General features: G+C 60.6%; 24 protein-coding genes and 1 other RNA gene. 14 read left to right on the top strand and 11 right to left on the bottom strand.

Annotated elements, in window-relative coordinates:
- Nucleotides 1–3: 3 nt before the first annotated feature.
- The 4 genes from R6254_RS18610 to R6254_RS18625 form a co-directional block, all read right to left on the bottom strand.
- The gene (locus tag R6254_RS18610) at nucleotides 4–930 is read right to left on the bottom strand and encodes an EI24 domain-containing protein (protein WP_318409058.1); all 927 of its coding nucleotides are present in this window, start codon (nucleotides 928–930) and stop codon (nucleotides 4–6) included.
- Nucleotides 931–1046: 116 nt separating this feature from the next.
- Entirely contained in the window at nucleotides 1047–2003 is a 957-nt protein-coding gene (locus R6254_RS18615) for a sterol desaturase family protein (RefSeq protein ID WP_318409060.1), read from the bottom strand.
- Nucleotides 2004–2008: 5 nt separating this feature from the next.
- Nucleotides 2009–2845: a polysaccharide deacetylase family protein gene (locus tag R6254_RS18620; protein WP_318409062.1), complete on the bottom strand. Its 837-nt coding sequence runs from the start codon at nucleotides 2843–2845 to the stop codon at nucleotides 2009–2011.
- A gap of 111 nt (nucleotides 2846–2956) precedes the next feature.
- Complete coding sequence (locus R6254_RS18625; protein WP_412103196.1) at nucleotides 2957–3934, bottom strand: YVTN family beta-propeller repeat protein; 978 nt, start codon at nucleotides 3932–3934, stop codon at nucleotides 2957–2959.
- A 101-nt stretch (nucleotides 3935–4035) separates the two neighbouring features.
- On the opposite strand from R6254_RS18625, the gene R6254_RS18630 reads away from it, so the two are divergent.
- Together R6254_RS18630 and R6254_RS18635 are read left to right on the top strand one after the other, a co-directional pair.
- Nucleotides 4036–4830: an alpha/beta fold hydrolase gene (locus R6254_RS18630; protein ID WP_318409063.1), complete on the top strand. Its 795-nt coding sequence runs from the start codon at nucleotides 4036–4038 to the stop codon at nucleotides 4828–4830.
- Between the two features lie 299 nt (nucleotides 4831–5129).
- On the top strand, nucleotides 5130–5849 hold the full coding sequence (locus R6254_RS18635; protein WP_318409065.1) for a DUF2726 domain-containing protein: 720 nt from the start codon (nucleotides 5130–5132) through the stop codon (nucleotides 5847–5849).
- A gap of 44 nt (nucleotides 5850–5893) precedes the next feature.
- Here the strand turns inward: R6254_RS18635 and R6254_RS18640 are convergent, their stop codons facing one another.
- The 7 genes from R6254_RS18640 to ompA form a co-directional block, all read right to left on the bottom strand.
- Nucleotides 5894–6622, bottom strand: a complete 729-nt coding sequence (locus R6254_RS18640) for a pseudouridine synthase (protein ID WP_318409067.1) — start codon at nucleotides 6620–6622, stop codon at nucleotides 5894–5896.
- A gap of 191 nt (nucleotides 6623–6813) precedes the next feature.
- Nucleotides 6814–9174 carry a TOTE conflict system archaeo-eukaryotic primase domain-containing protein gene (locus tag R6254_RS18645; protein ID WP_318409069.1) on the bottom strand — a complete coding sequence of 787 codons (2361 nt, stop codon included), beginning with the start codon at nucleotides 9172–9174 and terminating at the stop codon, nucleotides 6814–6816.
- Entirely contained in the window at nucleotides 9167–9712 is a 546-nt protein-coding gene (locus R6254_RS18650) for a hypothetical protein (protein WP_318409071.1), read from the bottom strand. Before R6254_RS18650 ends, R6254_RS18645 begins: the two co-directional genes overlap by 8 nt.
- Before the next feature lie 299 nt (nucleotides 9713–10011).
- Nucleotides 10012–10398, bottom strand: a transfer-messenger RNA (tmRNA) gene (gene ssrA, locus R6254_RS18655).
- A gap of 12 nt (nucleotides 10399–10410) precedes the next feature.
- Entirely contained in the window at nucleotides 10411–11076 is a 666-nt protein-coding gene (locus R6254_RS18660; RefSeq protein WP_318409073.1) for an HAD-IA family hydrolase, read from the bottom strand.
- A 14-nt stretch (nucleotides 11077–11090) separates the two neighbouring features.
- Nucleotides 11091–11798 (bottom strand): bifunctional 2-polyprenyl-6-hydroxyphenol methylase/3-demethylubiquinol 3-O-methyltransferase UbiG, encoded by a 708-nt coding sequence (gene ubiG / locus R6254_RS18665; protein WP_318409075.1) that lies wholly within the window; start codon nucleotides 11796–11798, stop codon nucleotides 11091–11093.
- 68 nt (nucleotides 11799–11866) lie between these two features.
- Nucleotides 11867–12502, bottom strand: coding sequence for an outer membrane protein OmpA (gene ompA / locus R6254_RS18670; RefSeq protein WP_318409076.1), 636 nt, complete (start codon nucleotides 12500–12502; stop codon nucleotides 11867–11869).
- 258 nt (nucleotides 12503–12760) lie between these two features.
- On the opposite strand from ompA, the gene gyrA reads away from it, so the two are divergent.
- The 12 genes from gyrA to R6254_RS18730 all read left to right on the top strand — a co-directional run bounded on the left by gyrA (nucleotide 12761) and on the right by R6254_RS18730 (nucleotide 26584).
- A complete protein-coding gene (gyrA, locus tag R6254_RS18675; RefSeq protein WP_318409078.1) occupies nucleotides 12761–15409 on the top strand; it encodes a DNA gyrase subunit A in 2649 nt (882 codons plus the stop codon).
- On the top strand, nucleotides 15409–15978 hold the full coding sequence (locus tag R6254_RS18680) for a DUF2059 domain-containing protein (protein ID WP_318409080.1): 570 nt from the start codon (nucleotides 15409–15411) through the stop codon (nucleotides 15976–15978). The genes gyrA and R6254_RS18680 overlap by 1 nt, the downstream gene beginning before the upstream one ends.
- A 91-nt stretch (nucleotides 15979–16069) precedes the next feature.
- A complete protein-coding gene (pheA, locus tag R6254_RS18685) occupies nucleotides 16070–17152 on the top strand; it encodes a prephenate dehydratase (protein ID WP_318409081.1) in 1083 nt (360 codons plus the stop codon).
- Nucleotides 17153–17193: 41 nt separating this feature from the next.
- On the top strand, nucleotides 17194–18072 hold the full coding sequence (locus tag R6254_RS18690) for a prephenate dehydrogenase (RefSeq protein ID WP_318409083.1): 879 nt from the start codon (nucleotides 17194–17196) through the stop codon (nucleotides 18070–18072).
- A gap of 9 nt (nucleotides 18073–18081) precedes the next feature.
- Nucleotides 18082–20064 (top strand): bifunctional 3-phosphoshikimate 1-carboxyvinyltransferase/cytidylate kinase, encoded by a 1983-nt coding sequence (locus tag R6254_RS18695; protein ID WP_318409086.1) that lies wholly within the window; start codon nucleotides 18082–18084, stop codon nucleotides 20062–20064.
- 148 nt (nucleotides 20065–20212) lie between these two features.
- Complete coding sequence (rpsA, locus tag R6254_RS18700; RefSeq protein ID WP_318409088.1) at nucleotides 20213–21898, top strand: 30S ribosomal protein S1; 1686 nt, start codon at nucleotides 20213–20215, stop codon at nucleotides 21896–21898.
- 72 nt (nucleotides 21899–21970) lie between these two features.
- Nucleotides 21971–22282, top strand: a complete 312-nt coding sequence (locus R6254_RS18705) for an integration host factor subunit beta (protein ID WP_318409090.1) — start codon at nucleotides 21971–21973, stop codon at nucleotides 22280–22282.
- A 53-nt stretch (nucleotides 22283–22335) separates the two neighbouring features.
- Nucleotides 22336–22608 (top strand): LapA family protein, encoded by a 273-nt coding sequence (locus R6254_RS18710; RefSeq protein ID WP_318409092.1) that lies wholly within the window; start codon nucleotides 22336–22338, stop codon nucleotides 22606–22608.
- Complete coding sequence (lapB, locus tag R6254_RS18715) at nucleotides 22598–23743, top strand: lipopolysaccharide assembly protein LapB (RefSeq protein ID WP_318409094.1); 1146 nt, start codon at nucleotides 22598–22600, stop codon at nucleotides 23741–23743. Before R6254_RS18710 ends, lapB begins: the two co-directional genes overlap by 11 nt.
- A gap of 115 nt (nucleotides 23744–23858) precedes the next feature.
- On the top strand, nucleotides 23859–24806 hold the full coding sequence (gene rfaE1, locus R6254_RS18720) for a D-glycero-beta-D-manno-heptose-7-phosphate kinase (protein WP_318409095.1): 948 nt from the start codon (nucleotides 23859–23861) through the stop codon (nucleotides 24804–24806).
- A gap of 16 nt (nucleotides 24807–24822) precedes the next feature.
- A complete protein-coding gene (rfaD, locus tag R6254_RS18725; protein ID WP_318409097.1) occupies nucleotides 24823–25830 on the top strand; it encodes an ADP-glyceromanno-heptose 6-epimerase in 1008 nt (335 codons plus the stop codon).
- A gap of 136 nt (nucleotides 25831–25966) precedes the next feature.
- Nucleotides 25967–26584, top strand: a complete 618-nt coding sequence (locus R6254_RS18730; protein WP_318409099.1) for a ComEA family DNA-binding protein — start codon at nucleotides 25967–25969, stop codon at nucleotides 26582–26584.
- Nucleotides 26585–26635: the final 51 nt, after the last annotated feature.

Genomic DNA, 26635 nt, shown 5'->3' on the forward strand with positions numbered 1-26635 from the left:
GGGTTACGGTTGTTGTCCGGGTCCACCAAAGGCCGGCGCGGCATCGCTTGCCACGCTGGTCGACGGCGCGGGCGAAACCTCATCCGCTATGGATTCAATAGCTGCTTGCGCAAGTGGGTCGGGGGTTATGGCTATTTTTTGCTTGCGAAGTTGCTCCAGCGCCGCCAGCGTGTAATGGGCAAACCAGAGCGAGGAAAAAGCAAACACCAGGGTGTAAATCCAGATCGCCACCGGCACCAGGATGGGCGCCATGGCGACAAACATCGCGCCCGAGGCCCAGATCAGGCTGGGTGCGGCGCCCAGGTAACCGCTGAGCACACCAATCAGCAGCAGGCTGGCGCGGTGCTGGCGGAAAATCTCCCGCCGTTCTTCGGCGCTGGCGTGGTCCACCAGCGCGTCATAAGACATCACCCGGTAGGTCAGCCAGCCCCAGATCAGCGGCGGCAAGACCAGAATCAAGGGCGGGATCAGCCACAGCGGAATCGACACCACCAGCGCCAGCACGGCCAGCGAGGTGGAACCCAGTGACCAAAACAGGCTGGCCATCAACGAGCCGCCTTTTTTGCGTTCCAGCAGCGGGAAACGGCGCTCGGCCACCAGGGACACCATGGCCGGCGTCATCAGCAGCGCCACAAACAGCAGCGACACGATGACGATCACCGGGATCGCCAGGAACAGCAACAACGCCGGCGCCAGCACCACACGCAGATTGCCAAAACCCACCCCTTCGAGCCAGCGCGCCATGGCGTTCAGCAGCTCGTAACCCTCCAGGCCGGAACGCACGGCGAACAACGCGTCTTCCCAGAAAAAATAACCCAGCCCGAGCGAGATGACCACCATGATGATCAGCGGCAACACCGACAAGGCAATCACCCGCGGGTGCAGGCAGTACATCACCGCCCGCCAAAAGGAATCCAGAAGCTTGTTCATGGCTGGAGTTTACTGGCCCCCACGCGCGCTCACTGCGTGTAGCTCCCTGCCCCCCGAGGGGGCATATTTTCCTTGGGGTGGCCCAGCGGAAAATTGCTCGGGCAAAGCAAATTTCCTCAAGCCCGGCCGACCAAGCGCTTCAGGCCCAGCCACTGCTGCGCCCAGAAGCCACGGCCGTAGTCGCGCTGCTTTTCCACCTGATCACGGATACCGGTCGGGTCGTAACGTTGCTCGAAGTTGGCCGTGCCAAACAACATGTCCCACCAGGGCAGCAAGACGCCAAAGTTGTGCCCACCCAACGTGGCCGGGCCGTGGCTTTCATGGCCTATGCCTATGCTGTGGTGCAGGCGGTGAAAACGCGGACTGACCCACAGGCGCTCGCCGATGCGGCCAAACCAGAGCCGCAGATTCGCATGCTGAAAACTCTCGCTGAGCTGGGTCAAGGCCACGATGGCGATGAACTGGCCGGGTGCCACGCCTATCAACTGCGCCACCACCACCACGATGATGTCGACAATCACGTCGTCCAGCAGGTGGTTGCGGTTGTCGCTCCACATCGTCATCTGCCGCTGCGCGTGGTGCAGCGAATGCAGGGGCCACCACCATTCGAGCTGGTGCTGGCCACGGTGCGTCCAGTAGGCAACAAAATCGAACACAACGAGGTAAATCAGCAGGCTGACCAGCGCGTTGTCGGTCACGCCGGGCCAGAGCTGGTCGAGGTGGAAAGTGCCAAAGCCTGCCGTGCGCACCATGCCAAAAAAGCTGTCGAACACAGGCTCCAGGGTGAAAAACAGTGCAATGCGGAACAGGCCCAGGCGATGGATCAGGGTGTACAGGATGTCGGTGCGTATGGTGGCGCGGTCCGTCACCGGCTCCACCGGCCGCCAGCGCTGCAGCGGACCGATCACGGCCAGCAAAATGACGATCTGGATCACGCCCGCCATGAACCACGCCGTGGCTTCATAGCCGTCTTCCAGCAGGTTGCCCAGGCCCAGCGCAAACATGGCAGGCTGCACGACTGTCTCAAACAAGCCCTGCTGCACCCACGAGAAAAAATTTTCCAAACTGTCCATGCCGCCTATTTTGCAGGCTTGGCCGCGGCCGGGCCGGCGTGGGATTCAATCCAGGTTTTGTACTGGGGATGTTCGCGCAAAGTCTGGAAGCAAAAACCGCGCGCCTTCAGGCCGACAATCAGCGGCTCCAGCACGGCGGGCGCCCACGGGTCTTGGCGCGACCAGATGCCCAGGTGGGCCAACAAGATGTCGCCGGGCTGGATGCCCTGCAGCGCTTTTTTAAGCAAGGCCTCGTTGGGAAATTTGTCGCTGGGCAATTCGTCCCCCAGAAAGCCGGCGGGCGACCAGCCCACGTGTTCATAACCGCAGGCCTTGGCGGCGGCCAGCAAGGCCGGCGAGGTTTTCCCACCCGGGGCCCTGAACAGCGGCAACGGTTTTTTACCGGTGATTTCCTGCAGACGGGTGGCTGACTTGCCGATCTCGTCGCAATACTGCTTCGCCGTCCAGGTGAAGTCCTTGCCCTCGGACGGGCCGGCCGACGGGCGCACCCGGAACTGGGCCGGATTGCTAGCCACATCACCACGCCAGTAGGTGTGGTCAAAGGTATGCGAGGCGAATTCATGGCCTTCTGCAGCGCGCGCTTTCCACCAGGGCGCCCAGTCCTGGCCCAGGCTGCCATCGCCGGTTTTGGTGCGTTCGTTGGCCGCGAAGAAGGTCACCTTGACCTGATGTTTGCTGAGGATGTCCGCCATCAGCGGCGCCACAGCCATGTGGCCGGTGTCCAGGGTCAGGTAAACCGGCTTTCCAGGCCTGCCTTGGGCATCAAAACAGGCTCCAGCCCATACGGGACGGACGCAAGCAGCTACCAAAGTAATAGCAATGAGTAATCGCAAGGATTTCATATGCAAGCCAGGGCCGCGGGTCTGGCTTCGCCAGCCCGCAGGCGCAGCGGCCCCTTTCTCCGTGAAGGGGCAGGGAGCTGCCGCAGGCTCGCAGTGAGCGACCGTTGGGGCTTATCTAGGTGCGTGGTCAAGTGTCCAGACGCCATGGGGGCTTTTTCCAACGTTCACCTGGCGCACCACCTTGCGGCTGGCCACGTCGATCACCGTGAGTTTTCGCGCCCAGCGCGAAGTCACATAAATCAGCTTGCCGTCGCGCGAGACTTCAATGCAGTCCGGCCCGCCGGGCGCGGGGTAGGTGTCCACCACGCTCAGTGTCTGCAGGTCGATCTTGCTGATGCTGTTGGCCACGCGGTTGCTGACCAGCACATGGCGTCCGTCGCCCAGCGCCCGGAAAGCGTGTGCGCCGGCGGCGGTCTTGATGACACGCGTGCGCTGGGGCTGTTTGCCGCTGACGTCGTAAACCTCGACCGAATCACCGCCGGTCAGGCCGATCAGAATCAACTTGTCGTCAGCGCTGCCATACACGTCGGCGGGAATCGATCCGGTGGGTGTACGCCACTTGATGGTTTGTGTCGCCAGGTCCAGCGCGATCAGCTCGTTGCTGTCCTGCATGGTCGAATACACCGTGCTGCTTTTGCTGTCTATCCACAAATGGCTGGGCGTCTTGCCGGTGGCCACGCGTTTGACCAGCGTGATGTTGCTGCCGTCCCAGCGGTAAATGTCGATGTGGTTGAGCCGGTTGGCGGCTGTGACAAACCACTTCATGTCTGGCGAAAAACGCAGCTGGTAAGGGTCGAGGATGCCGGGGATGACGCGCTGAATGGCGGCGGTTTTCGGGTCAATAAACGTCAGGGTGTCGGACAGCGCATTGGCCACAATCACCGATTTTTCGTCGGGTGTGAGGTAGAGGTGGTGCGGCTGCTTGCCGGTGGGAATGCGCTTGATTTCGGTCCAGTCCACCGGATTGATCACACTGACATTCGCATCCAGCGAATTGAGCACAAACAGCGGTGCGGGCTGGGCCAGGGCGGGCAAGGCGGCAGCGCCCACATAACAACACAGGGCGGCGGCAATCAGACGGGGAAACAAATTCACAAACTACTTTCTTCGAGGCGACCGGCAAGTGTAGCGGTCCGACATGAATCAACGCGCCAGAGGGCCGGCCCGCTTACATCCTTTACGATGCTGCGATGAACTTTTCAGCGAATATCCAGGGCATCCGCCTCGAAGTGCAGCGTATTGCCGGTTCAGCGGCGCTGGCGCCGCTTGTTTTTCTGCATGAAGGCCTGGGTTCGGTCAGCTTGTGGACACAACGCGGCCAGAGTTGGCCCGAAGCCGTTTGCCTGGCCACCGGCCGCGCCGGCCTGGTGTATTCGCGGCGCGGTTATGGCCAGTCGGACCCTGTGCCCGATGTGCGCAGCGCCGGCCGGCTTGCGCCGGACTATATGCACCGCGAAGCCTGGGAGGTCTTGCCGGCGCTGCTGGCCGACCAGGGCATCACACAGCCGGTGTTGCTGGGCCACTCGGACGGCGCCAGCATCGCCCTGCTCCACGCCAGCCGTTACCCGGTGACGGCCGCCATCGTGATGGCGCCCCACCTGATGGTCGAGGACATTGCGGTCCAGGCGATTGCTGAAGCCAAACTGGCGTTTGAACGCAGCGGCAACTCCGCCGGTTTGCGCGAGCGGCTGGCGCGCCACCACGCCGATGTGGATGGCGCCTTCTGGCAGTGGAACGACATCTGGCTGTCCGAGGCTTTCCGCCGCTTTGAGATTCGCCCCGACTGCCGGCGTATCAGCGCCCCGCTGCTGGCGATTCAGGGCATCAACGACGAATACGGCACCCTGGCGCAACTCGACGAATTGGCGCTGGCCGCGCCGCAGACCGTGCAACTCCGGCTGGCCGACTGCGGACATTCCCCGCAACGCGACCAGAGCAGCAAGACGCTGGAAGCGGTGGCGCAGTTTCTCGCGCCTCTGCCCTGATCGCTATTGAATTTATAGCTGCTAGCGCTCAGCATATATGGGTTACAGCCATTTTTGGCTTATAAATCAGCGCCCCACGGGCCGCCTGCGCAGGTAACACAAGGATGGACGGCCAGCGCGCCATGAGCGCGCCAAACCCGGCATCCCCGCCTTTTTGGATCCACTGAAGCCTATAAGCCTCAAAAAACATGACTTAGTTCCTGGTTTCGTAAGGAATTGTGATTAGTTCACTTCTCAAATACCATGATCAGGCGTAGTCTAGGACTTGTAATTATTGGTAACGGTCCGGGAGTGACGACATGAATATCAATGCAGAGTGGTGGTTGGCAGGCTTGTCCTTGCTTGTGCTGGTCTTTGCGTGGTCGGGACTCTGGTTCCGCAGCAGCGCAAAAAAAACGCGCACGATTCCGACACACTGGCCCTTGCATGCACGGGGTCTGGTCAACAAGGAAGAGTTACGGATCTGGCGCTGGCTGACCGAAACCTTTGACGACCACCACGTGATGATCAAAATGCCGGTCACCCGCTTCACACGGCCCAATGCGAGTGAAAACGGCCGCCACCTGTATGACTTGCTCAAAAACACCAACTGCACGTTTTCCATCTGTGCCAGCGACGGCCATGTGCTCGGCTGTGTCGATGTTCCCAAGTCTTTTGGCCTGTCGCAAAAGACCCGGAACCTGAAAGAAAACCTGCTGGAGCAATGCGGCATTTCCTACATCGTGCTCAATCCCGGCCGCCTGCCCACACCGGCAGACATTCGCGATGAAATCCTGGGCGAAGTCGCGGCCAGAGCCAGGCATTTGAAACGCGAGGAAGCCGCCATCGAGGCCGCCCGTGTCAACCTGAAAAGAACCCTGGTGCAGCAACGCCGCATGCGCGAATTCAGAAGCGTTTATGAAAAGGGCGACAGCGTCATGAGCAGCGACATGCCCAGCCAGTGGCAGGATGCCTTCCTGATTCAGGCCAACAGCCTGCCGGCCGAACTGAGAAGCGCTGACGGCTGCCGGCTGGCCTGAAGCGGAAAGAACACGCCTGACGGGTCAGGCAGCGCAAAAACCCGTCAAGCCGAAATACTGGCCAGGTCCTGCGCCGTCAGCCAGCGCCACTGGCCCGGTTTCAGATCTGCCGGCAACGCCAACGAGCCGATTCGAGAACGGTGCAAACCAGCGACGTCTTCCACCCGGTTGCCCACTGCGGCAATCATGCGTTTGACCTGGTGGTATTTGCCTTCGGTCAGGGTCAGGCTGAGCGTGTTGTCCCCGGTTTTTTCGCAAGCCGCCGCCTTCACGGCTTTGGGGTCATCGTCCAGCACCACACCGCTGAGCAGTTTCTGGATCTGTTTGTCGTCCACCGGGTGTTTGGCCGTGACCTCATACACCTTGGGCACATGGTGTTTGGGTGAACTCATGCGGTGGATGAACTTGCCGTCGTCCGACAACAGCAGCAGCCCGGTCGTGTCCTGGTCCAGCCGGCCCACAGCCTGCACCCCCGCCGCCGCCCCGCCGCCACGCTGGCGAATCGGCGCCGGCAGCAAGGTGTAAATGCTCGGATAGGTGCTGGGTTTTTGCGAACACTCGTAACCGGCCGGCTTGTGCAGCATCAGGTAGGCCTTCTCGTGATAGGCCCAATCCACGCCCTGCACCGTGAATTGCAGGTCATTCGCTACAAATTCCATAGCTGGCTCCGCACACGGGACGCCGGCTACAGCCACAAAACCCTGTTGAATCAGCCCGGCGCAAACGCGCCGCGTGCCAAAACCCTGGGAAAAAAGAATCTCTTGTAATTGCATGGTGACCATGGGTCGATTTTCGCCGGGTTTGGAGGGCTCGCCCAAACCGCAGCATGTTCAGGCGAAAAAAAGCCCAACCGTTACCGGTTGGGCTTTGGATGAATGGTGGCGGATGGTTGCCTGTGTGCCGACTGGCCTCCCGAGCTTATGAGCACTGGCGGGGAACAGTGCGGACCGGAGCGGGTAGCACGTCATTTTCCCTCTGTATCAGCCCCCATCCGATAGCCCATCGCCCGATATCCACGCTGCCGCTTGTCCCACATTCGAAGCAACGCCGGGTGCCCGGTGTCGACGAAATCGATGATGCGCACATCGGTCTTGCTGGCGTGCTCTCTATGCAGGCGGCCGGCGTACTGCTGCAACGTGCCTTTCCAGGACACGGGCATCGCCAGCACCAGGGTGTCGAGAGGTGGATGGTCGAAGCCTTCACCGACCAGTTTGCCGGTGGAGAGCAATACCCGCGGCGCATCCGGCGGTAAAGCGTCCAGTGCAGTGACCTGCGCCGCACGCTGCTTCTTGGACATGCGACCGTGCAGCACAAACGGCTCGGGTCTCATCTCCGCCAGCGCTACCCGTATAGCATCGAGGTGTTCGGTGCGCTCGGTCAGCACCAGCACCTTGCGCCCCTGCTGGAATGCATCACAGACTTCGGCGGCGATGGCCTCGGTTCGTCCTTGGTCATTGGCTAGATGTCGGAACACGTCCTGAATCCCGGCATCAGTCGACAGATCAATCCGTGAGAACCGAGAGCGCGGAAGCACTTCCAAGTCGTGGGGCGCACCGGCCGGTTTGGCCGCCGTGTAGCGGATCGGACCGCACTGCATGAAGATGATCGGCTGCTGGCCGTCGCGGCGGATCGGTGTCGCTGTCAGGCCCAGCACGTACTTCGCCTTTGTTCGCTTCAGGATGGCGTCGAAGGACACGGCACCGACGTGATGGCACTCGTCCACAATCACCTGCCCGTAGTTCTCCACCAGCGGATTGACCTCGCCCTGTCGTGAGACTGACTGCATCACGGCGATATCGATCTTCCCTGTGGGCTTGACCTTACCGCCGCCAATCGTCCCAACCACGCCCTTGCCGACTCCAAGGAAGGCTTGCAGGCGTTCCTGCCATTGCTTGAGCAGTTCGGTGCGATGCACCAACACCAAGGTGTTCACGCCCCTGCGCGCGATCATCGCGGCGGCGGTAACCGTTTTGCCGAAGGCCGTCGGCGCGCACAGCACGCCAGTGTCGTGATACAGCATGGCCGAGACAGCCGCCTCTTGATCGAGACGCGAGGTGCCAGCGAAGGCCACGTCGATGGATTCCCCGCCGAAGCGCTCGTCGCGCAGGTCGCAGGCGATGCCGTTGTCGCGCAGCAGGTCCAGCGCCCCATCAAGGCAGCCGCGCGGCAACGCGATGTGCTGTGGGTAGTTCTCAGCGTTGCCGATAACACGCGGCTTGTCCCACACCGACATCCGCATCGCCTGCGCCTTGTAGAACTCGGGGTTCTGGAAGGCGGCCAGCCGGATCAGGCGATTGGCCAGTGCCTGCGGCAGTTGGGCCTTCTCAAAGTAGATCAGGTTGGCCAGTGTCACCGTGAGCGACTTCGGCATCGGTCCAGCCAGCCTCTTGGTCGATGCGCTCTCGCGTTTCCACGGCGTGGCCAGATCCTCATCGTCGATGAAGGTGACGTCCAGCGGATGGACGCCACCCGTGGCGCGCAGGATAGTCGGCTCGATGTCGTGGGCGGACATGGGCTGGATCGCAGCCAAGAAGGCCCACTGGTCGGGATGTGGACGCAGATCGGCATCGACGAACAGGCTGCAACCGCTTTCACGGGGCCACTTCTGCAACGGTAGTGCAATCAGGTTGCCGAAGCCGCCTTTGGGCATCGTGTCCTGGTTGGGAAACAGCCGGTCGTAGGACTCCAGCTTCAGTTGCCGGGTGCGCGAGCAGGTGTGGCTGATGATGGCCGTGCCCAAGCGGCGGGCATCGCGTGCCGAAACGCGGCTTGCGAAAAACACCCACGCGTGCGCGCCTTGACCGGACCTAGAGATTTCCAGCGCTGCCGGCACACCCAGTTCGTCGCAGGACTGCATGAATGCGCCGGCATCGTCACGCCAATCGGCCTCGTCGAAGTCGACCGCCAGGAAATAGCAGGTGTCATCTTCCAGCAGTGGATAGACGCCGACCGTGTGCTCACCGGCCAGATGGTCATAAATCACCGCATTGGAAAGCGGGATCAGCAGACGGTTGCCGCAGTCGCCGCACTTGATGCGTGGCTTCTCGCAGACCCCGGCCCGCCACTCGTTGGCACAGGCCGGCGCGTAGCCTGCCTTGCCCGAGGTCTTGCTCTCCCAGCGGATCGGGTAAACATCGGTGCGCCCGCGAAACAGCCGCCGGAATAGCGCCACTTTCTCAGCCGTAGACAGTTTGGATGGTTCTGGCTCTCGAACCGCTGCGACGGGAGGCGACGACAAGCGCCACTCGATGTCATGGGATTCGAGCAGCGCGATCAAGCGGGTGTTTTCGGCCTGAAGGGCTGCGAGCGCATCACGGTCAGTCATCGACCCCGTGCTCGGCCAGCAATTCATCCATGTCATCACCAACGCCGTAACCGAAGTTGTGACTGATGCGTCGAACCTCATCCAGCCGTTGCAAGAGGGCCGGTCGTGCCTCGATGGGCAAAGCGGCAATAATCTTCAATGCCTGCTCGAACATCCGTACCAAGGCATCGAAGTAGCCTTCGTCTTGCAGGCCGATGTCGTTGCTGAAGCCAGCGGCCCGTTCGCAGTAGAAAACCATCAGTTCCGCCAGCCCCTCGGGTTGCCCAACTGCCTTCTTATAGTCCGCAATCGCCTTCTTGGCTTTGGCGACTGAAGTGTCCTGGTTCTTGAACACATCCGGCCACAGCCAACGATCAATGGTCGCCTTGTACGGTTTCAGCACATCGCTGCCTAGCGCAAAGCGCGCGTGCAAAAACGCCTGGTTATCTTTGCTGGCCGCGTACAGGTCTTGCACCAGACCGATCAGACCTGCGCGGTCGAAGTCAGCCAGCTTGGTTTTGACGTCGCTCCAGCTGGGCGTGTTTTTCTTCGTGGCCATATCAGCTATTCCTTGTCGGTGACAGATGCCATGCGCGCTCGCTTCTTGTCGGGTGGGCAGGCGGCGTTCTTGCAGTGCTTGTCAGTCAACATGGAGAGGGCTCCAGGGCGGGGAACAGGGATCACCGGGGAACAACCCCTCGATTTTGCTAATTTTGCCTCAATTGTTCCCCGGATTATTCCCCGGTTTAAGCTTGACTGTCGTTGGATAAAAACAAACGTCATTGGACGCTAAGTTATTGATTTAACATAGAAAAAGGCCGCTTGCTGGACTTCAGCAAACGGCCTTGGACATGATGGTGGTGGAGCTGGGGGGATTTGAACCCCCGTCCGCAAGCCTTGTTCGGGCAGATCTACATGTTTAGCGGTCTGATTTGAGTCTCGCCACCTGTATCGCGCAGTCGCACGCTACACAGGACGCCAGCACCCTATTTTCTCGCCCCGGGTTAAGGTACCCAGCCCGGAGCCAGCCGATGAAATTATCTTTACAGCCGGGAGTGTTTAACTTGCGCTAAACACCCCTTGCCCAGCCCATCGGCCTGCTGTTGTAAAGCTCACTGGCAATTAAGCAGCGAGTGCGAAACGTTCGTCGTTTGCAGTTAGTTTGTTTGAATCAGTTTTACGAGCACACTCAGCTCGACATGCACCACACCGCGTCCGAACCCACGTCGAAACCAATGCAGCCCCAAGCACAGTAGTTTAAGCCATTCGCAGCAAATTCAAGAGCGAGGCCGGAGAAACAATGGTGGCGTCCGCGTTCCAGCCCCGGGTATCAGCCAAAGCGCCGAGGTAACCATAAGCCGCCGCCACCGTGGGCATGCCCGCCGCACGCCCCGCGACGATGTCGCGTTCGTCGTCACCGACATAAACACAACGCCCGGGCTCCACCTGGAGCTGCCGCGCCGCTTCCAGCAAAGGCGCGGGATGCGGCTTGGCATGCGGCGTGGTGTCGCCACTCACAATGGTTTTGGCCGTGCCAAACAGCGGCATCTGGCGGGTCAATGGCAGCGTGAAACGCTCCGACTTGTTGGTCACCACGCCCCATTTGAGGCCGGCGCGGTCAATCTGCGCGATCAACTCGGCCACGCCGTCAAACGCATAGGTGCGTTCGGTCATGCAGGCTTCGTAGTTGGCAAAAAACTCTTCCCGCAAGGCGCCGAAACCGGCGTCATTCGGTGTCAGGCCAAAAGCCACACCCAACATGCCGCGCGCACCCGCACCGGCCATGGGTCGGTAATCCGTCAGCGGCAAGGAAGGCAGTCCGCGGTCCGTGCGCATCTTGTCGGCGGCGGCACCCAGGTCGGGGGCACTGTCGATCAACGTGCCGTCCAGATCAAACAGAACGGCATCAATATGTTCAAACATGGGCAAAGCTGTCTTCAGAGTTTCTGCGTCGCGAGCAGGTAATTGACGCTGGTGTCGGCGCTAAGCCAATAGTGTTGCGTCAAGGGGTTGTATTCCATGCCGCGGGTGTGCTGCAGATTAAGCCCGGCGCTGCGGCAATAAGCAGCCAGTTCGCTGGGCTTGATGAGTTTGGCGTATTCGTGGGTGCCGCGCGGTATCAGGTTCAGCACATATTCGGCGCCCACGATGGCAAACAGGAAGGCCTTGGCATTGCGATTAATCGTGGAAAAAAACACATGGCCACCTGGCTTGACTAAGGTTGCACAGGCCCGAACCACCGAGGACGGGTCGGGCACATGCTCCAGCATCTCCATGCAGGTCACCACATCGAAACTGCCGGGCGCTTCAAGAGCCAGGTCTTCGGCGCTGATTTCGCGATATTCGACGCCTTCGGTACCGGCTTCGAGCGCATGCAACTGGGCCACTTTGAGGGCTTTTGTGGCCAGATCTATGCCCAGCACCTGTGCACCTTGCCGGGCCATGGCGTCGGCCAGGATACCGCCGCCGCAACCAATATCCAGCACGCGTTGCCCCTTCAAGGGCGCCAAACCCTGAATCCAGTCCAATCGCAAAGGATTGATCTGATGCAGAGGGCGGAACTCACTTTCAGTATCCCACCAGCGGTGGGCCAGATCGGAAAATTTGGCCAGTTCGGCCGGGTCGGCATTTTGAGTGGTTTGCATGGGACGATTATCGCCCGGGCATAAAAAAACCGCGCCGTAGCGCGGTTTTTTAAATAATCTGTGAAAGATTATTTGTTGGCGCGGGTGCCAACCACTTCGATTTCCACGCGACGGTTCTTCGCACGGCCTTCGGCAGTTTTGTTGTCAGCAACTGGCTGTTTCTCGCCTTTGCCTTCGGTGTAAACGCGGTTTTTCTCAACGCCTTTGCTCACCAGGTAAGCTTTGACAGCTTCAGAGCGCTTGACCGACAACTTCTGGTTGTAGGAGTCGCTACCAACGGAGTCGGTATGACCAACAGCGATGATGACTTCAAGGTTGATGTCTTTGATTTTGCCGACCAGGTCGTCAAGCTTGGCTTTGCCTTCAGGCTTGAGCACAGACTTGTCAAAGTCGAAGAAAGCGTCAGCAGCGTAGGTGACTTTGGTGGCTGCAGGAGGAGCAACCACGACAGGAGCGGCGGGTGCTGCGGGAGTAACAGCGGCAGGCGCTGCAGGAGCGGCAGCAGCAGGAGCAATCGCGCCATCGCAACCTGGAGCGGCAGTAGCCGGGGTCCAGTTCGCATCACGCCAGCAGAGTTCGTTGGTTCCGTTTTTCCAGACCAGCTCGTTCGTGCCGTTTTTCCAGTTGTCGATTGTTTGTGCACCAGCGGCGGTAGCAAGCGCTGCGGAAGCAAACAACATTGCCACTTTGTTGAGTTTCTTCATGGTTCTCCTCTAGAGAAAAGCCGCAGACTTGCTGCGATTAAATATCACGCCCTGAGTGACCATCACTCAAAGCGTTACAGTTATTGTGCCATAGCTCATTCGCGGTTCAAGCGCGGTATCGGCTTCGTCCGACACAGAATCGAGATTCTCTTTGTTTTCTGTTGCAGGCTTGCCACACCCCGACTGGCCTAAACTCAGGCCTTAAAATCAGTGGGCTTATCTCTGTAAGCGCTCTGCCAAATCCTACTCAGGCCTCTCATGACCCAGTTTGCCAAAGAAACCCTGCCCATCAGTCTTGAAGAGGAGATGCGGCGCAGCTACCTTGATTACGCGATGAGCGTGATCGTCGGGCGCGCCTTGCCAGACGCCCGCGACGGCCTCAAGCCCGTGCACCGGCGCGTTTTGTTTGCGATGCATGAGCTGAACAACGACTGGAACCGGCCTTACAAAAAGTCGGCGCGTATCGTCGGCGACGTGATTGGTAAATACCACCCGCACGGCGACCAGTCGGTCTACGACGCCATCGTGCGTATGGCCCAGGACTTTTCCCTGCGCCACATGCTGGTGGACGGCCAAGGTAACTTCGGTTCGGTGGACGGCGACAGTGCAGCCGCCATGCGTTACACCGAGGTTCGCCTGTCCAAAATCGCCCAGGAAATGCTGGCCGACATCGACAAGGAAACCGTCGATTTCGGACCCAACTACGACGGCAGCGAGAAAGAACCGCTGGTCCTGCCCTCCCGTATTCCCAACCTGTTGATCAATGGCTCCGGCGGTATCGCGGTTGGCATGGCCACCAACATCCCACCGCACAACATCAACGAAGTGGTCGACGCCTGTCTGCACCTGCTGAAAAACCCGCAGGCCAGCATCGAGGAACTGATGGAAATCATTCCGGCGCCCGACTTCCCCACCGGCAGCATCATCTATGGCATCAACGGTGTCAGGGATGGCTACCGTACCGGCCGCGGCAAGGTGGTGATGCGCGCCAAATGCCACTTCGAGGACATCGACAAGGGCCAGCGCCAATCCATCATCGTTGACGAGCTGCCCTACCAGGTCAACAAAAAGACGCTGCAGGAGCGCATGGCCGAACTGGTCCATGAGAAAAAAATCGAGGGCATCAGCCACATCCAGGACGAGTCCGACAAGTCCGGCATGCGCCTGGTGATTGAACTCAAACGCGGTGAAGTGCCCGAAGTGGTGCTGAACAACCTGTACAAACAAACGCAGCTGCAGGACACCTTCGGCATCAACATGGTGGCGCTGGTCAACGGCCAGCCCAAGCTGTGCAACCTGAAAGACCTGATCCAGGTCTTCCTGTCGCACCGCCGCGAAGTGGTCACACGCCGCACGGTGTTCACACTGCGCAAGGCGCGCGAACGTGGCCATGTGCTCGAAGGCCTGGCCGTTGCGCTGGCCAACATCGACGACTTCATTGCCATCATCCGCAATGCGCCGACACCACCGGTGGCCAAGGCCGAGTTGATGCTCAGGCCCTGGGACAGCAGCCTGGTGCGCGAGATGTTGACCCGCACACGTGCCGACGGCGGCATCGTGAATGCCGACGACTACCGCCCTGACGGCCTGGAAAAAGGCTACGGCATGGGCAGCGACGGCCTGTACCGCCTGTCGGAAACGCAGGCCCAGGAAATCCTGCAGATGCGTTTGCAGCGCCTGACCGGCCTGGAGCAGGACAAAATCGTCGCGGAATACAAAGAAGTCATGGCGGAAATCGATGACTTGCTGGACATCCTGGCACGCCCGGAACGTGTCTCGACCATCATCAGCGAAGAACTCGCTGTCATCCGCCAGGAGTTCGGCCAGACCAAGCTGGGCGCACGCCGCAGCCACATTGAACACAGCTCCTTCGACCTGAGCACCGAAGACCTGATCACGCCGACCGACATGGTGGTTACGCTTTCGCATACCGGCTACATCAAGAGCCAGCCGCTGTCCGAATACCGGGCGCAAAAACGCGGCGGCCGTGGCAAGCTGGCGACGGCCACCAAGGAAGACGACTGGGTTGACCAGCTCTTCATCGCCAACACCCACGACTACATCCTGTGTTTCTCCAACCGCGGCCGACTCTACTGGCTCAAGGTCTGGGAAGTCCCGGCCGGTTCGCGCGGCTCGCGCGGCCGCCCCATCGTCAACATGTTCCCGCTACAGGAAGGCGAAAAGATCACCGTTGTCCTGCCGCTGACCGGCGAAAAACGCAGCTTCCCGGCCGACCAGTATGTGTTCATGGGCACCAGCATGGGCACGGTCAAAAAGACCCCGCTGGAAGATTTCAGCAACCCGCGCAAGGCCGGCATCATTGCCGTAGACCTCGATGACGGCGACTACCTGATAGGCGCTGCGCTGACCGACGGCAAACACGACGTGATGCTGTTCTCGGACGGCGGCAAGGCGGTTCGATTCGACGAAAACGACGTGCGCCCCATGGGCCGCAATGCCCGCGGCGTTCGCGGCATGATGCTCGACGAAGGCCAGGGCGTGATCGCCATGCTGGTCGCAGAAGACGAACAGCAAAGTGTGCTGACGGCCACTCAGAACGGTTTTGGCAAACGTACCTCCATCCAGGAATACACACGCCATGGCCGCGGCACCAAGGGCATGATCGCCATCCAGCAAAGCGAGCGCAACGGTAAAGTGGTGGCAGCCACGCTGGTTCACGTGGACGACGAAATCATGCTGATCACCGACAAGGGTGTGTTGGTCCGCACCCGTGTCAGCGAAATTCGCGAAATGGGTCGCGCCACCCAGGGCGTGACACTGATCGGCCTGGACGAAGGTTCACAACTCAGCGGTCTCCAGCGTATTGTCGAAAACGACGCCAGCCTGGACGACAGCGATACAGACAATGACTCAGGCACATCTGCCTCCAACCCGGAAACCAATTGATGAAAAAGCTAATCACCGCCCTGCTTGTTGCAGGCTGCGCACTCTCATTCACCGCCCACGCACAAACCGCGGACCCCAAGCTGGAATGGGCCACCAAAGTCGTGGCCTTGCAGCAAGGCGCGGACCTGGACGGATTGGTCTCGCAACTGGTCGGCACCGCGGCCCAGGATCTGGTCGCCGGCTGGGCGCCCAAGTTTGACGCCAACGTCCCTAAAGCCAAACAAGCCAAGGCAACCGAAGAATTCAACGCAGAACTGAGCAAGTTTGCCGCCGATGCCAACAAGATCATCAGCAGCAAAGTCAGCCAGGTCAGCACCGAGGCCCTGGTGCCGGCCTACATGGAGCGCTTCAACCTGGAAGAACTCAAACAACTGGTCGCCTTTTTTGAGTCCCCGGTCATCAAAAAATACAAAGCGGTCACCCCGGAGCTGGCCGATGTTTTCATCAAGAAAATTGTCGCCACCACGCAAACCGACATCCAGGCCCGCGCCAAGCAGTTTGATGCCGCCGCCGCCAAAATAGTCGGCCCCGTTGCGCCGGCGCCAGCCGCGAAACCAGCCAAGAAGTGACCTTGCCTTCCGTTTTTCAACCGGCCTGAACGCGTAGGGGGAAACCGCCCTGCGCAGCCGGTCCGTTCGCACCGCACGATAAACACCCGACATGACCCAAACCTTGCAAGAACTTCGGCATCAAATCGATTCGGTGGACCAGCAATTGCTGAGCCTGCTGAACCAGCGCGCGACGCTGGCCAACGAAGTCGGTGAAATCAAACGCCTGGACGGCTCGCCTGTCTTCCGGCCGGAGCGCGAGGCGCAGGTCATTCACGGCCTGCAAGCAGCCAGCCCCGGCCCGCTGAAGGGTGACAGCATTGCGCACATTTGGCGCGAAGTCATGTCGGCCTGCCGTGCGCTGGAAGCGCCACAACGCGTGGCCTACCTCGGGCCCGCCGGCACCTTCAGCGAGCAGGCGGCCGTGCAGTTTTTCGGCTCCAGCATCGAACATGTGCCCTGCGCCAATTTTGACGAGGTGTTTCGTGCCGCCACCGCCGGTACCGCCCAATACGGTGTGGTGCCGGTGGAGAACAACACCGAAGGTGTGGTCACCCGCACGCTGGACCTGTTCCTGAACTCCCCTCTGCATGTGGTCGGCGAAACCAGCTTGCTGGTCCGCCACAACCTCTTGCGTCTGTCCGACTCGCTGGAAGGCGTGGAGGTCGTGCTGGCCCATGCACAGGCGCTGGCGCAGTGCCAGGGCTGGCTCAGCACCCACCTGCCCAACGCCGAGCGGCGCGCTGTTTCCAGCAATGCCGAAGGCGCTCGCCTGGCCGCCAGCCACCCGGCCTGGGCCGGCATCGCCAGTGAACGTGCCGGCGCCGAGTTCGGCCTGCACGTATGCGCCACGGCGATCCAGGACGATGCCTTCAACCGCACACGTTTTGCCGTGATCTGCCTGCCCCAGGTCCTGGGTGCACCGCAAGCCTCGGGCAATGATTGCGTCAGCCTGATCGTGTCCGTGCCCAACAAACCCGGCGCGGTGCACGACATTCTGGTGCCGTTGAAAACCCATGGTGTGTCCATGACACGGTTCGAATCGCGCCCAGCTCGTTCGGGCCAGTGGGAATATTTCTTTTATATCGATTTGCAGGGCCATCCCTCGCAGCCCCATGTGGCGGCGGCCCTGAAAGACCTGCAGAAACTTTGCGCCTTTTACAAGGTGCTGGGCACCTACCCCGCAGGCGACTGAAAAACAAATGAAGCAATTACATACAACCGTGGCGACCCGCCATGTTTGAACAGTTAGGTCTGATCGGCTGCGGCCTGATGGGCGGCTCCTTCGCCCTGGCGCTCAAACGCGCCGGCCTCGTCAAACGTATCGTCGGCTACAGCAAATCGCCATCCACCACCGAACGTGCGCGCCAGATGGGCGTGATCGACGTGGAAGCTCCCTCGGCCTTGCTGGCCGTCTCCGGCGCCGACATTGTGTTGCTGGCCGTGCCGGTGTCCGCCACCGAAGCCACCTTCAAGGCTATTCGCCATCTGATCGGGCCCGACACCCTGATCATGGACGTCGGCTCCACCAAACGCGACGTGGTGGACGCGGCGCGCCGTGTGTTGCGCGAACACCTGGGTTGTTTTGTGCCGGCCCATCCGATCACCGGCAAGGAAGTGTCTGGCGTGGAATACGCCGATGTCGATCTGTACGTCGGCAAACAGGTCATCCTGACCCCGATTGAACGCACCTTCACGGTTCAGCTGCAAAAAGCCGTCGACGTCTGGACCGCGCTGGGTTGCAACGTCATCAAGATGTCCCCGCAGTCGCATGACGCCGCTTACGCCGCCGTCAGCCACCTGCCGCACATGATTGCGTTTGCACTGATCAACAGCATTGCCGGCCAGGCACACGGCAAGGACTACCTGTCTCTGGCCGGCCCGGGCTTTCGCGACTTCACCCGTATCGCGGCCAGCGACCCCAAAATGTGGCGCGACATCCTGATTGCCAACAAGGAAGAACTGTTAGAGCAATCCAAAATCTTCCAGAACGCGCTTCAGGCGCTGGAAAAACTGATCACCAGCGAAAGTGGCGATGCGCTGGAAGAACAAATCGACCAGGCCAGCCACACCCGCGCCAACTGGCGCATCAGCACTCCCAAATCCTTTCAATAACGGCGGTCCATGTTCGATATCCCGTTCCTGGACATCCCAGCACTGAGCACGGCTGGCGGCACGGTCCGCCTGCCCGGCTCCAAAAGCATTTCCAACCGTGTGTTGCTGCTGGCAGCATTGAGCCAGGGCCGCACCACGGTGCATGATCTGCTGGCGTCCGACGACACGGCGGTGATGCTGACCGCACTCCGGCAACTGGGCTGCAGCGTCGAACAAAACGGCGACACCGCCATCATCGACGGCCTGGGTGGTCAGCTCGTGCAAAAACAGGCCAAGCTTTACCTCGGCAACGCCGGCACGGCGATGCGCCCACTGACGGCGGCATTGGCCCTGCTGGGCGGCGACTTCGAGCTGTCCGGCGTGCCGCGCATGCACGAGCGGCCCATCGGCGATCTGGTCGATACCCTGCGCCAACTCGGTTGCGCCATCGATTACCTTGGGCAGGAAGGTTTTCCGCCACTGCGCATCCGCACGGGCGAGTTGACGCTGGACGCGCCTATCCGCGTGCGCGGCGACGTCTCCAGCCAGTTTCTGACCGCCCTGCTGCTGGCCCTGCCTCTGGTCGCCAGCCAGAACATCGTCATTGAAGTCATCGGTGAACTGATCTCCCGGCCCTACATCGAGATCACCCTGAACCTGCTGGCCCGCTTTGGCATTGATGTCCAGCGTGACGGCTGGCAACGTTTCACCATCCCCGCCGGCAGCCGCTACCACTCGCCAGGGGAAATCCATGTCGAGGGCGATGCCTCATCCGCTAGTTATTTCATAGCGCTTGGCGCAATAGCAACGGGGGCTACAGGCCAAAATGGCATTGAAATTGCCGGTTTGGGCGAAGCTTCCATTCAGGGCGACATTCGTTTTGTCGAAGCGGCCCGGCAGATGGGTGCCCAGATCGACAGCAGCCCCAATCGCCTGACCATACGCCGCGGCGCCTGGCCGCTCAAGGCGATTGACCTGGATTGCAACCACATCCCCGATGCGGCCATGACCCTGGCCGTGATGGCGCTTTACGCCGACGGCCCCAGTACGCTGCGCAACATCGCCAGCTGGCGCGTCAAGGAAACCGACCGCATCGCTGCCATGGCTTGCGAGTTGCGCAAGCTGGGCGCCGATATCGAGGAAGGCGTCGACTACCTGCGTATCACGCCACCCGTCCAGTGGCAGACCGCGCCTATTCATACCTACGACGACCACCGGGTCGCCATGTGTTTTTCGCTGGCGGCCTTCAACCCGGCGCGGCTACCGATACGTATTCTCGACCCCCGCTGCGTCGGCAAAACCTTTCCCAACTACTTTGAAACCCTGTTTTTGGTGTCGCACACCGAGCGCAGGCGAGTCCCGGTCATCTGCGTCGATGGCCCGACCGCTTCCGGCAAAGGCACGCTGGCGGCCCTGGTCGCCCACAAACTCGGCTACCACTACCTGGATTCGGGTGCCCTCTACCGCTTGACGGCTTTTGCCGCCGGCCGCGCCGGCGTGGCGCTGGACGACGAAGCCGGCGTCGCCGCCGTGGCGCGCAGCCTGCCGGTGCGTTTCCGGGGCGACCGGGTGTTTCTGGACGCCGAAGACGTCTCGGAAGCGATCCGCAGCGAAGCCGCCGGCATGGCCGCCTCCCGCGTGTCTGCCCATCCGGCGGTGCGCAGCGCCTTGCTGGAGCTGCAACAAGCCTTCCGCGAATTGCCTGGCCTGGTGGCCGACGGCCGCGACATGGGTACCGTGGTTTTCCCCGATGCGGAACTCAAAATCTTTCTGACGGCCAGCGCCCTGCACAGGGCAGAACGCCGCCATAAGCAATTGATTTCAAAGGGTATTTCGGTTACAATCGCGGGAATTCAGCAGGATTTGGAGGCCAGGGACGCACGTGACATGTCACGGCCAACCGCCCCTTTGAAACCCGCTGATGACGCCAAACCGCTGGACAACTCCGAGCTGTCGATTGAAAAATCCACAGCCCTGGTGCTGGACTGGTGGCAAAGCACCCGGCCCTTCTGACCCGCGCCGCGCCTCTTCTAGCAGGGCGCCCGGGCCACCAGGTTCATTCACTTAACCCGCGGATTATCCGCACACAACCGCCGCAGTCAGCCCTAAAAACGATAGCAATCGTGCTGTCGGAAACCTGCTCTGTGGATGAGGAACCTTCATGTCTGAATCTTTTGCCGCCCTATTTGAAGAATCGCTCAAACGCTCTGAAATGCGTTCAGGCGAAGTCATTACCGCTGAGGTAGTGCGTATCGATCACAACCACGTGGTTGTGAACGCCGGACTCAAATCCGAGGCTTATGTCCCCCTCGAAGAATTCAAAAACGACCAGGGCGAACTCGAAGTCCAGGTCGGCGACTTTGTCTCCGTGGCCATCGACTCCGTCGAAAACGGTTATGGCGACACCCTGCTGTCCCGCGACAAGGCCAAGCGCCTGGCTTCGTGGATGAGCCTGGAAAAAGCCCTGGAATCCGGCGAATTCGTCACCGGCCAGACCAGCGGCAAAGTCAAGGGCGGCCTGACCGTTCTGGTCAACGGCATCCGCGCTTTCCTGCCCGGCTCGCTCATCGACACCCGCCCCATCAAGGACTTGTCTCCGTACGAGAACAAGACCATGGAATTCAAGGTCATCAAGCTCGATCGCAAGCGCAACAACGTGGTGCTGAGCCGCCGCGCTGTGGTCGAAGCCAGCATGGGCGAAGAACGCGCCAAGCTGATGGAAACCCTGAAAGAAGGCTCTGCCGTCAAGGGTATCGTCAAGAACATCACCGAATACGGTGCCTTCGTTGACCTGGGCGGCATTGACGGCCTGCTGCACATCACCGACATGGCATGGCGCCGCGTGCGTCACCCAAGCGAAGTGGTGACGGCTGGCCAGGAAATCGTGGCCAAGATCCTGAAGTTCGACACCGAGAAAAACCGCGTGTCGCTGGGTCTGAAACAGATGGGCGACGATCCATGGATGGGCGTGAACCGCCGCTACCCGCAAAGCACCCGCCTGTTTGGCAAGATCACCAACATCGCCGACTACGGCGCGTTTGTGGAACTCGAGCCAGGCATCGAAGGCCTGGTCCACGTGTCCGAAATGGACTGGACCAACAAGAACGTGGCACCGAGCAAGCTCGTGGCCCTGGGCGACGAAGTCGAAGTCATGGTCCTCGAGATCGACGAAGACAAGCGCCGTATCAGCCTGGGCATGAAGCAGTGCAAGGCCAACCCATGGCAAGAATTTGCACAGGACACCAAGCGCGGCGACCGCGTCAAGGGCCCGATCAAGTCGATCACCGACTTCGGCGTTTTTGTGGGCCTGGCTGCCGGTATCGACGGCCTCGTGCATTTGTCTGACCTCTCGTGGAACGAGCCCGGCGAAGCCGCCGTTCGCAACTACAAAAAGGGCCAGGAAGTCGAAGCGATTGTGTTGGCTGTCGACGTCGACCGCGAGCGTATCTCCCTGGGCATCAAGCAGCTGGATTCCGATCCGTTCACCACGTTCGTGTCGATCAACGACAAGGGCGCGATTGTGACCGGCAAGGTCAAGACCGTTGATGCCAAAGGCGCCGAGATCGATCTGGGCGAAGACATCATTGGTTACCTGCGTGCCAGCGAAATCAGCCGTGACCGCGTTGAAGACGCTCGGAACGTGCTGAAAGAAGGCGACGAAGTGTCGGCTGTTGTGGTGAACGTGGATCGCAAGACCCGCAACATCCAGCTGTCGGTCAAGGCCAAGGACAATGTGGACCAGCAAGAAGCCATGGCTTCCCTGAGCCAGCAGTCCTCGCGCGAAAGCGCTGGCCTGACCAACCTGGGCGCTTTGCTGCGCGCCAAGCTGGACAACACCGAGAAGTAATCTAATCGGACCCCGGAAAATGGCGTGCTTGCTCTTCGGAACAGCACGCCATTTCCTTGTCCAGGAATTCATATGACCCGTAGCGATCTTGTCGAAGAACTGGCCGCCCGATTCAGCCAGCTGACCCACCGCGACGCCGAATATGCCGTCAAGACGATTCTTGACGCCATGAGCGATGCGCTGGTGCGTGGGCACCGGATCGAAATTCGTGGTTTTGGCAGCTTTTCCATCAACCGACGCCCGCCCCGCATGGGACGGAATCCGCGCTCGGGCGAAAGTGTCGCCATCCCGGAAAAGCGTGTGCCCCACTTCAAGCCGGGCAAAGCGCTGCGTGAAGCGGTGGATACCAGAACCGAAGAGATGCTGGTCACCAAACCAAACTGAAGACTTTCCCACGGTGGGCTCGCTACAATCGCCAGACCACAAGGGGACTTCCAGTGAAATACCTGATGTGGCTGCTCAAAGCAGCCATTTTTTTTACGCTTTTTGCTTTCGCGCTGAACAATCAGCAAGTCGTTTCCGTCTATTTCTTTTTCGGCACGCAGTGGCAAGCGCCGCTGGTGCTGGTGGTGCTGGCCACGTTTGCCTTCGGCCTGGCCGCCGGCATCCTGATGATGATGCCGCGCTGGTGGAAAAAACGCAAAAACGCCAAACTGAATCCGCACAGCCCTCTCAGCGAAAACCCTTCCACCATGCACCATGGAATTTGATTTCACCTGGGTCCTGCTCGGATTTCCGATCGCCTTCACCCTGGGTTGGCTCGCCTCGCGGCTTGATCTGCGGCAGTTGCGCATCGAGAACCGGCAAGCGCCCAAGGCCTATTTTCGCGGTCTGAACTTCCTGCTCAACGAGCAGCAAGACCAGGCCATCGACGCTTTTATTGAAGCCGTCCAAAACGACCCCGACACCTCGGAGCTACATTTCGCGCTCGGCAACCTGTTTCGCCGGCGCGGCGAATACGAACGCGCGGTGCGTGTGCATGAACACCTGATGTCACGCGGCGATCTGACCCAGACCGACCGCGACCGTGCACAACATGCGCTGGCGCTGGACTTCCTGAAAGCCGGCCTGCTCGACCGTGCCGAGATCGCGCTGCGAAAGCTCGAAGGCACCAGTTACGAAGAAGAAGCCCGGCTTGCCCTGCTGTCCATTTACGAACGCTCGCGCGACTGGGACCATGCCACGGAAATCGCCGCCAAGCTCGACAGCGCCAGCCACGGCAGCTTCAGCAACCGCCAGGCTCACTACCTGTGCGAACAGGCGATTGCCGCCGCCGCGTCAGGCGACACCGAGCAGGCCCTGACCAAGCTGCAGCAGGCGGTGAGCCTGGCGCCGGCCTCGCCCCGCCCCCTGATAGATCTGGCCAAGCTTAAAAGCCAGTTGGGCCGGCACCAGGACGCTTTTGCGACCTTGCGCCAGCTTGAAAAAACTGCCCCCCAGGCCTTGCCACTGGCCGCCGGCCTGCTCGGCAACATCGCCCAACAAAGCGGCCAGCAACAAGCGGCGCTGGCGCTGCTGCAAACCCATTACGCGGACATGCCGTCCATCGACGTGGTCGAAGCCATCACCAAGCTCGATGCCGATGCCGCCACGCCGCGCGATCACTATCTTCAGCACCTGGAGCGCGAAGCCTCGCTGGTCGCCGCCGCCAAATGGATTGCCGGCGAAAAGTTAGGCGATGCCCATCAGCAAAGCCTGGTGCAACGCGCGCTGGACAAAGCCACCAAACCGCTGATGCGTTACCGCTGCGCCGCCTGCGGTTTTGAAGCCACCCAGCATTTCTGGCACTGCCCCGGCTGCCAGGCCTGGGACAGCTACCCGGCCAGACGCATCGAGGAATTATGAACACCCCCGTCGGTTGCTCACTTCGTGTAGCACCTTCCCCCCTTGCAGGGGGCGGATACCAGCGGCCCGGCGAAGCCGGTTCCGCGGCGTCCACTGGAATATGAAAACCCCACCTATGACAACCCCCACAACTCTGTCCCGGGAACAGCTTGCCCAAGCCCGCGTGCTGGTGGTCGGTGACGCCATGCTGGACCGCTACTGGTACGGCGCGGTGGACCGCATCTCGCCCGAGGCGCCTGTGCCCGTGGTGCGTGTCACGCGCCAGGAAGAACGCATGGGCGGCGCGGCCAACGTGGCCTACAACATCGTGACCCTGAACGCCCAGGCCTCGCTGCTGAGCGTGGTCGGTGACGACGAAGCCAGCCACCAGCTCGAAGCCCTGGTGGCCAGCTCCGGCATCCGGCCCTGCTTCGGACGTGATCCCCAGCTCAAAACCACGGTGAAGCTGCGGGTGATCGGCCGGCAGCAGCAATTGCTGCGACTGGATTTTGAAAACACGCCTAAAAACGAAGTCCTGGCCTCGCAGTCGGCCGAGTTCGAAAAACTCCTGCAGCAACACGACACCGTGCTGTTTTCGGACTACGGCAAAGGCGGCCTGGCCCACATCGCCCTGATGATTGACCTGGCCCGCGCCGCCGGCAAAGTCGTGCTGGTGGACCCCAAAGGTTCGGACTACTCGCGTTATCAAAATGCCACGGCCATCACGCCGAATCGCGCCGAACTGGAGCAGGTCATTGGCCCCTGGCGCGACGAAGCAGACCTGCGAACAAAAGCGCAGAATTTACGTGAGGCCCTGAAGCTGCAAGCCCTGCTGCTGACACGCAGCGAAGAAGGCATGACGCTGTTTGATGCGCAAGGCCAGTTGCATGTGCCGGCGCTGGCGCGCGAAGTGTTTGACGTTACCGGCGCGGGCGACACCGTGATCGGCACCTTGGCCGCCATGGCTGCCGCCGGCTTGAGCCTGCGCGATGCGGTGCCTGTGGCCAACCGGGCCGGCGGCATTGTGGTCGGCAAGTTCGGCACGGCGACGGTCAGCTACGACGAGCTTTTCGCCGCGAGCTAAGCAACAAGGAAATATCATGAAAATCGTGGTCACCGGCGCTGCCGGCTTTATCGGCGCCAACATCATCCAGGGCCTGAATGCACGCGGCATCAGCGACATCATTGCCGTTGACGACCTGAGCGACGGCGACAAATTCCGCAACCTGGCCGACTTGCAAATCGCCGACTACATCGACGCCGACGATTTTTACGACCTGTTTGCCGAAGCCGCTTTTGGCGATGTCGAAGCCGTCTTCCACGAAGGTGCCTGCAGCGACACCATGGAAACCGACGGCAAATACATGATGGACAACAATTACACCTTGTCCTGCGAACTGTTTGCCGCCTGCCAGGACCAGGGAACACGCCTGCTTTATGCCTCGTCGGCTGCGACCTACGGCGGTTCCGACACCTTCCGCGAGTCGCCCGAGTTCGAAAAACCGCTCAATGTTTACGGCTACTCCAAGCTGCTGTTCGACCAGCGGCTGCGGCGCGAACTTGGCACACGCTTTGAAAACACCACGACCCAGGTCGCGGGTTTTCGCTACTTCAACGTTTATGGCCCGCGCGAGCAACACAAGGGCCGTATGGCCAGCGTGGCGTTTCACCAGTTCAACCAATTCCGTGGCGAAGGCAAGGTCAAGCTCTTCGGTGAATACGGCGGTTACGGCCCCGGCGGCCAGATGCGCGATTTTGTCTTCATCGACGATGTGGTGGCCGTCAACCTGTGGTTTCTGGACCACCCCGAGGCCAGCGGCATCTTCAACCTGGGCACGGGCCGGGCCCAGCCTTTCAACGATGTGGCGCTGGCCGTGGTCAACACCTTGCGCCAGCAGCAAGGCGAAAAACCATTGACGCTGGAAGAAGCCGCCTACGGCAGCCTGATCGATTACATCGACTTCCCCCCTGCCCTGGTCGGCAAATACCAGAGTTACACCCAGGCGGATTTGACGGCCCTGCGCGCAGCCGGCTGCGACCATGCCTTTGCCGATGTGCAAACCGGTGTGACGGCTTACATGCAACGTTTAAGCGGCACCGGCGCCTGACTAGGGTTTTCCTAGAGAAAAACGGCGCTGCCCGGTCAACCTCACCGGAAAGCCGTCCGTTAACTGCTAGGACATCCTTGTTCAAGGGGATGGTTCAGGTGTTTACCGTTCAATCCAATCTTTGAGGAGTTTTCTCATGTTCAAGAAATTGCTGGTGTTTATCGCCGCCATGTACATGGCCGTGTCTTTTGCCGCGGTCGATGTCAACAAGGCCACGGCAGCCGAACTCGATGGCCTCAAGGGTATTGGCCCGGGCATCTCGGGCAAGATCGTGGACGAGCGCAAAAAAGGCAACTTCAAGGACTGGAACGACTTCATCGAACGCGTTAAAGGCGTGGGTGAAACCAATGCCGCCAAGTTCTCGGCCGAAGGCATGACCGTGGGCGGCGCCAGCTTCAAAGGTGTGGCCGCCACCCCGGCCGCTGCTGCGGCCAAGAAAGATGACAAACCCGCTGCCGCCGCGAAAAAAGACGACAAACCCATGGCCAAGGCTGAAGAGAAAAAGGCCGATGCCAAACCTGCAGCGGCCGTAGCCGCCGCGCCGGCAGCAGCCGCCGCCAAGGACGAGAAAAAAGACCCCAAGGCAGAAGCCAAGGCCAAGGCCGATGAAGCAAAGGCCAAAAAAGACGCTGACAAACAAGCCAAAGCCGACGCCAAAAAGAAAAAAGCGGATGACGCCAAAGCCGCTAAAACTGCCAAAGCAGATGCGGCCAAGCCCGCCGCCACAACGGACGCTGGCGCCGCCAAAAAATAAACCCGACTACGGCCCCCTAAAAAACCCGCCTTTGAGGCGGGTTTTTTGATG

It is taken from the genome of Polaromonas potterensis (genome assembly GCF_033446725.1).
Classification (GTDB): Bacteria; Pseudomonadota; Gammaproteobacteria; order Burkholderiales; family Burkholderiaceae_C; genus Polaromonas.

What these genes read in the sequence shown, in the direction of transcription:
- R6254_RS18660 (WP_318409073.1), bottom strand. Translation starts at nt 11,076, where the DNA reads ATGTTTGAACATATTGATGCCGTTCTGTTTGATCTGGACGGCACGTTG.
- rfaE1 (WP_318409095.1), top strand. Translation starts at nt 23,859, where the DNA reads ATGACAACCCCCACAACTCTGTCCCGGGAACAGCTTGCCCAAGCCCGC.
- ompA (WP_318409076.1), bottom strand. Translation starts at nt 12,502, where the DNA reads ATGAAGAAACTCAACAAAGTGGCAATGTTGTTTGCTTCCGCAGCGCTT.
- R6254_RS18680 (WP_318409080.1), top strand. Translation starts at nt 15,409, where the DNA reads ATGAAAAAGCTAATCACCGCCCTGCTTGTTGCAGGCTGCGCACTCTCA.
- R6254_RS18705 (WP_318409090.1), top strand. Translation starts at nt 21,971, where the DNA reads ATGACCCGTAGCGATCTTGTCGAAGAACTGGCCGCCCGATTCAGCCAG.
- R6254_RS18650 (WP_318409071.1), bottom strand. Translation starts at nt 9,712, where the DNA reads ATGGCCACGAAGAAAAACACGCCCAGCTGGAGCGACGTCAAAACCAAG.
- ubiG (WP_318409075.1), bottom strand. Translation starts at nt 11,798, where the DNA reads ATGCAAACCACTCAAAATGCCGACCCGGCCGAACTGGCCAAATTTTCC.
- R6254_RS18620 (WP_318409062.1), bottom strand. Translation starts at nt 2,845, where the DNA reads ATGAAATCCTTGCGATTACTCATTGCTATTACTTTGGTAGCTGCTTGC.
- gyrA (WP_318409078.1), top strand. Translation starts at nt 12,761, where the DNA reads ATGACCCAGTTTGCCAAAGAAACCCTGCCCATCAGTCTTGAAGAGGAG.
- pheA (WP_318409081.1), top strand. Translation starts at nt 16,070, where the DNA reads ATGACCCAAACCTTGCAAGAACTTCGGCATCAAATCGATTCGGTGGAC.
- R6254_RS18695 (WP_318409086.1), top strand. Translation starts at nt 18,082, where the DNA reads ATGTTCGATATCCCGTTCCTGGACATCCCAGCACTGAGCACGGCTGGC.
- R6254_RS18645 (WP_318409069.1), bottom strand. Translation starts at nt 9,174, where the DNA reads ATGACTGACCGTGATGCGCTCGCAGCCCTTCAGGCCGAAAACACCCGC.
- R6254_RS18630 (WP_318409063.1), top strand. Translation starts at nt 4,036, where the DNA reads ATGAACTTTTCAGCGAATATCCAGGGCATCCGCCTCGAAGTGCAGCGT.
- R6254_RS18690 (WP_318409083.1), top strand. Translation starts at nt 17,194, where the DNA reads ATGTTTGAACAGTTAGGTCTGATCGGCTGCGGCCTGATGGGCGGCTCC.
- rpsA (WP_318409088.1), top strand. Translation starts at nt 20,213, where the DNA reads ATGTCTGAATCTTTTGCCGCCCTATTTGAAGAATCGCTCAAACGCTCT.
- rfaD (WP_318409097.1), top strand. Translation starts at nt 24,823, where the DNA reads ATGAAAATCGTGGTCACCGGCGCTGCCGGCTTTATCGGCGCCAACATC.
- R6254_RS18640 (WP_318409067.1), bottom strand. Translation starts at nt 6,622, where the DNA reads ATGCAATTACAAGAGATTCTTTTTTCCCAGGGTTTTGGCACGCGGCGC.
- R6254_RS18635 (WP_318409065.1), top strand. Translation starts at nt 5,130, where the DNA reads ATGAATATCAATGCAGAGTGGTGGTTGGCAGGCTTGTCCTTGCTTGTG.
- lapB (WP_318409094.1), top strand. Translation starts at nt 22,598, where the DNA reads ATGGAATTTGATTTCACCTGGGTCCTGCTCGGATTTCCGATCGCCTTC.
- R6254_RS18615 (WP_318409060.1), bottom strand. Translation starts at nt 2,003, where the DNA reads ATGGACAGTTTGGAAAATTTTTTCTCGTGGGTGCAGCAGGGCTTGTTT.
- R6254_RS18730 (WP_318409099.1), top strand. Translation starts at nt 25,967, where the DNA reads ATGTTCAAGAAATTGCTGGTGTTTATCGCCGCCATGTACATGGCCGTG.
- R6254_RS18610 (WP_318409058.1), bottom strand. Translation starts at nt 930, where the DNA reads ATGAACAAGCTTCTGGATTCCTTTTGGCGGGCGGTGATGTACTGCCTG.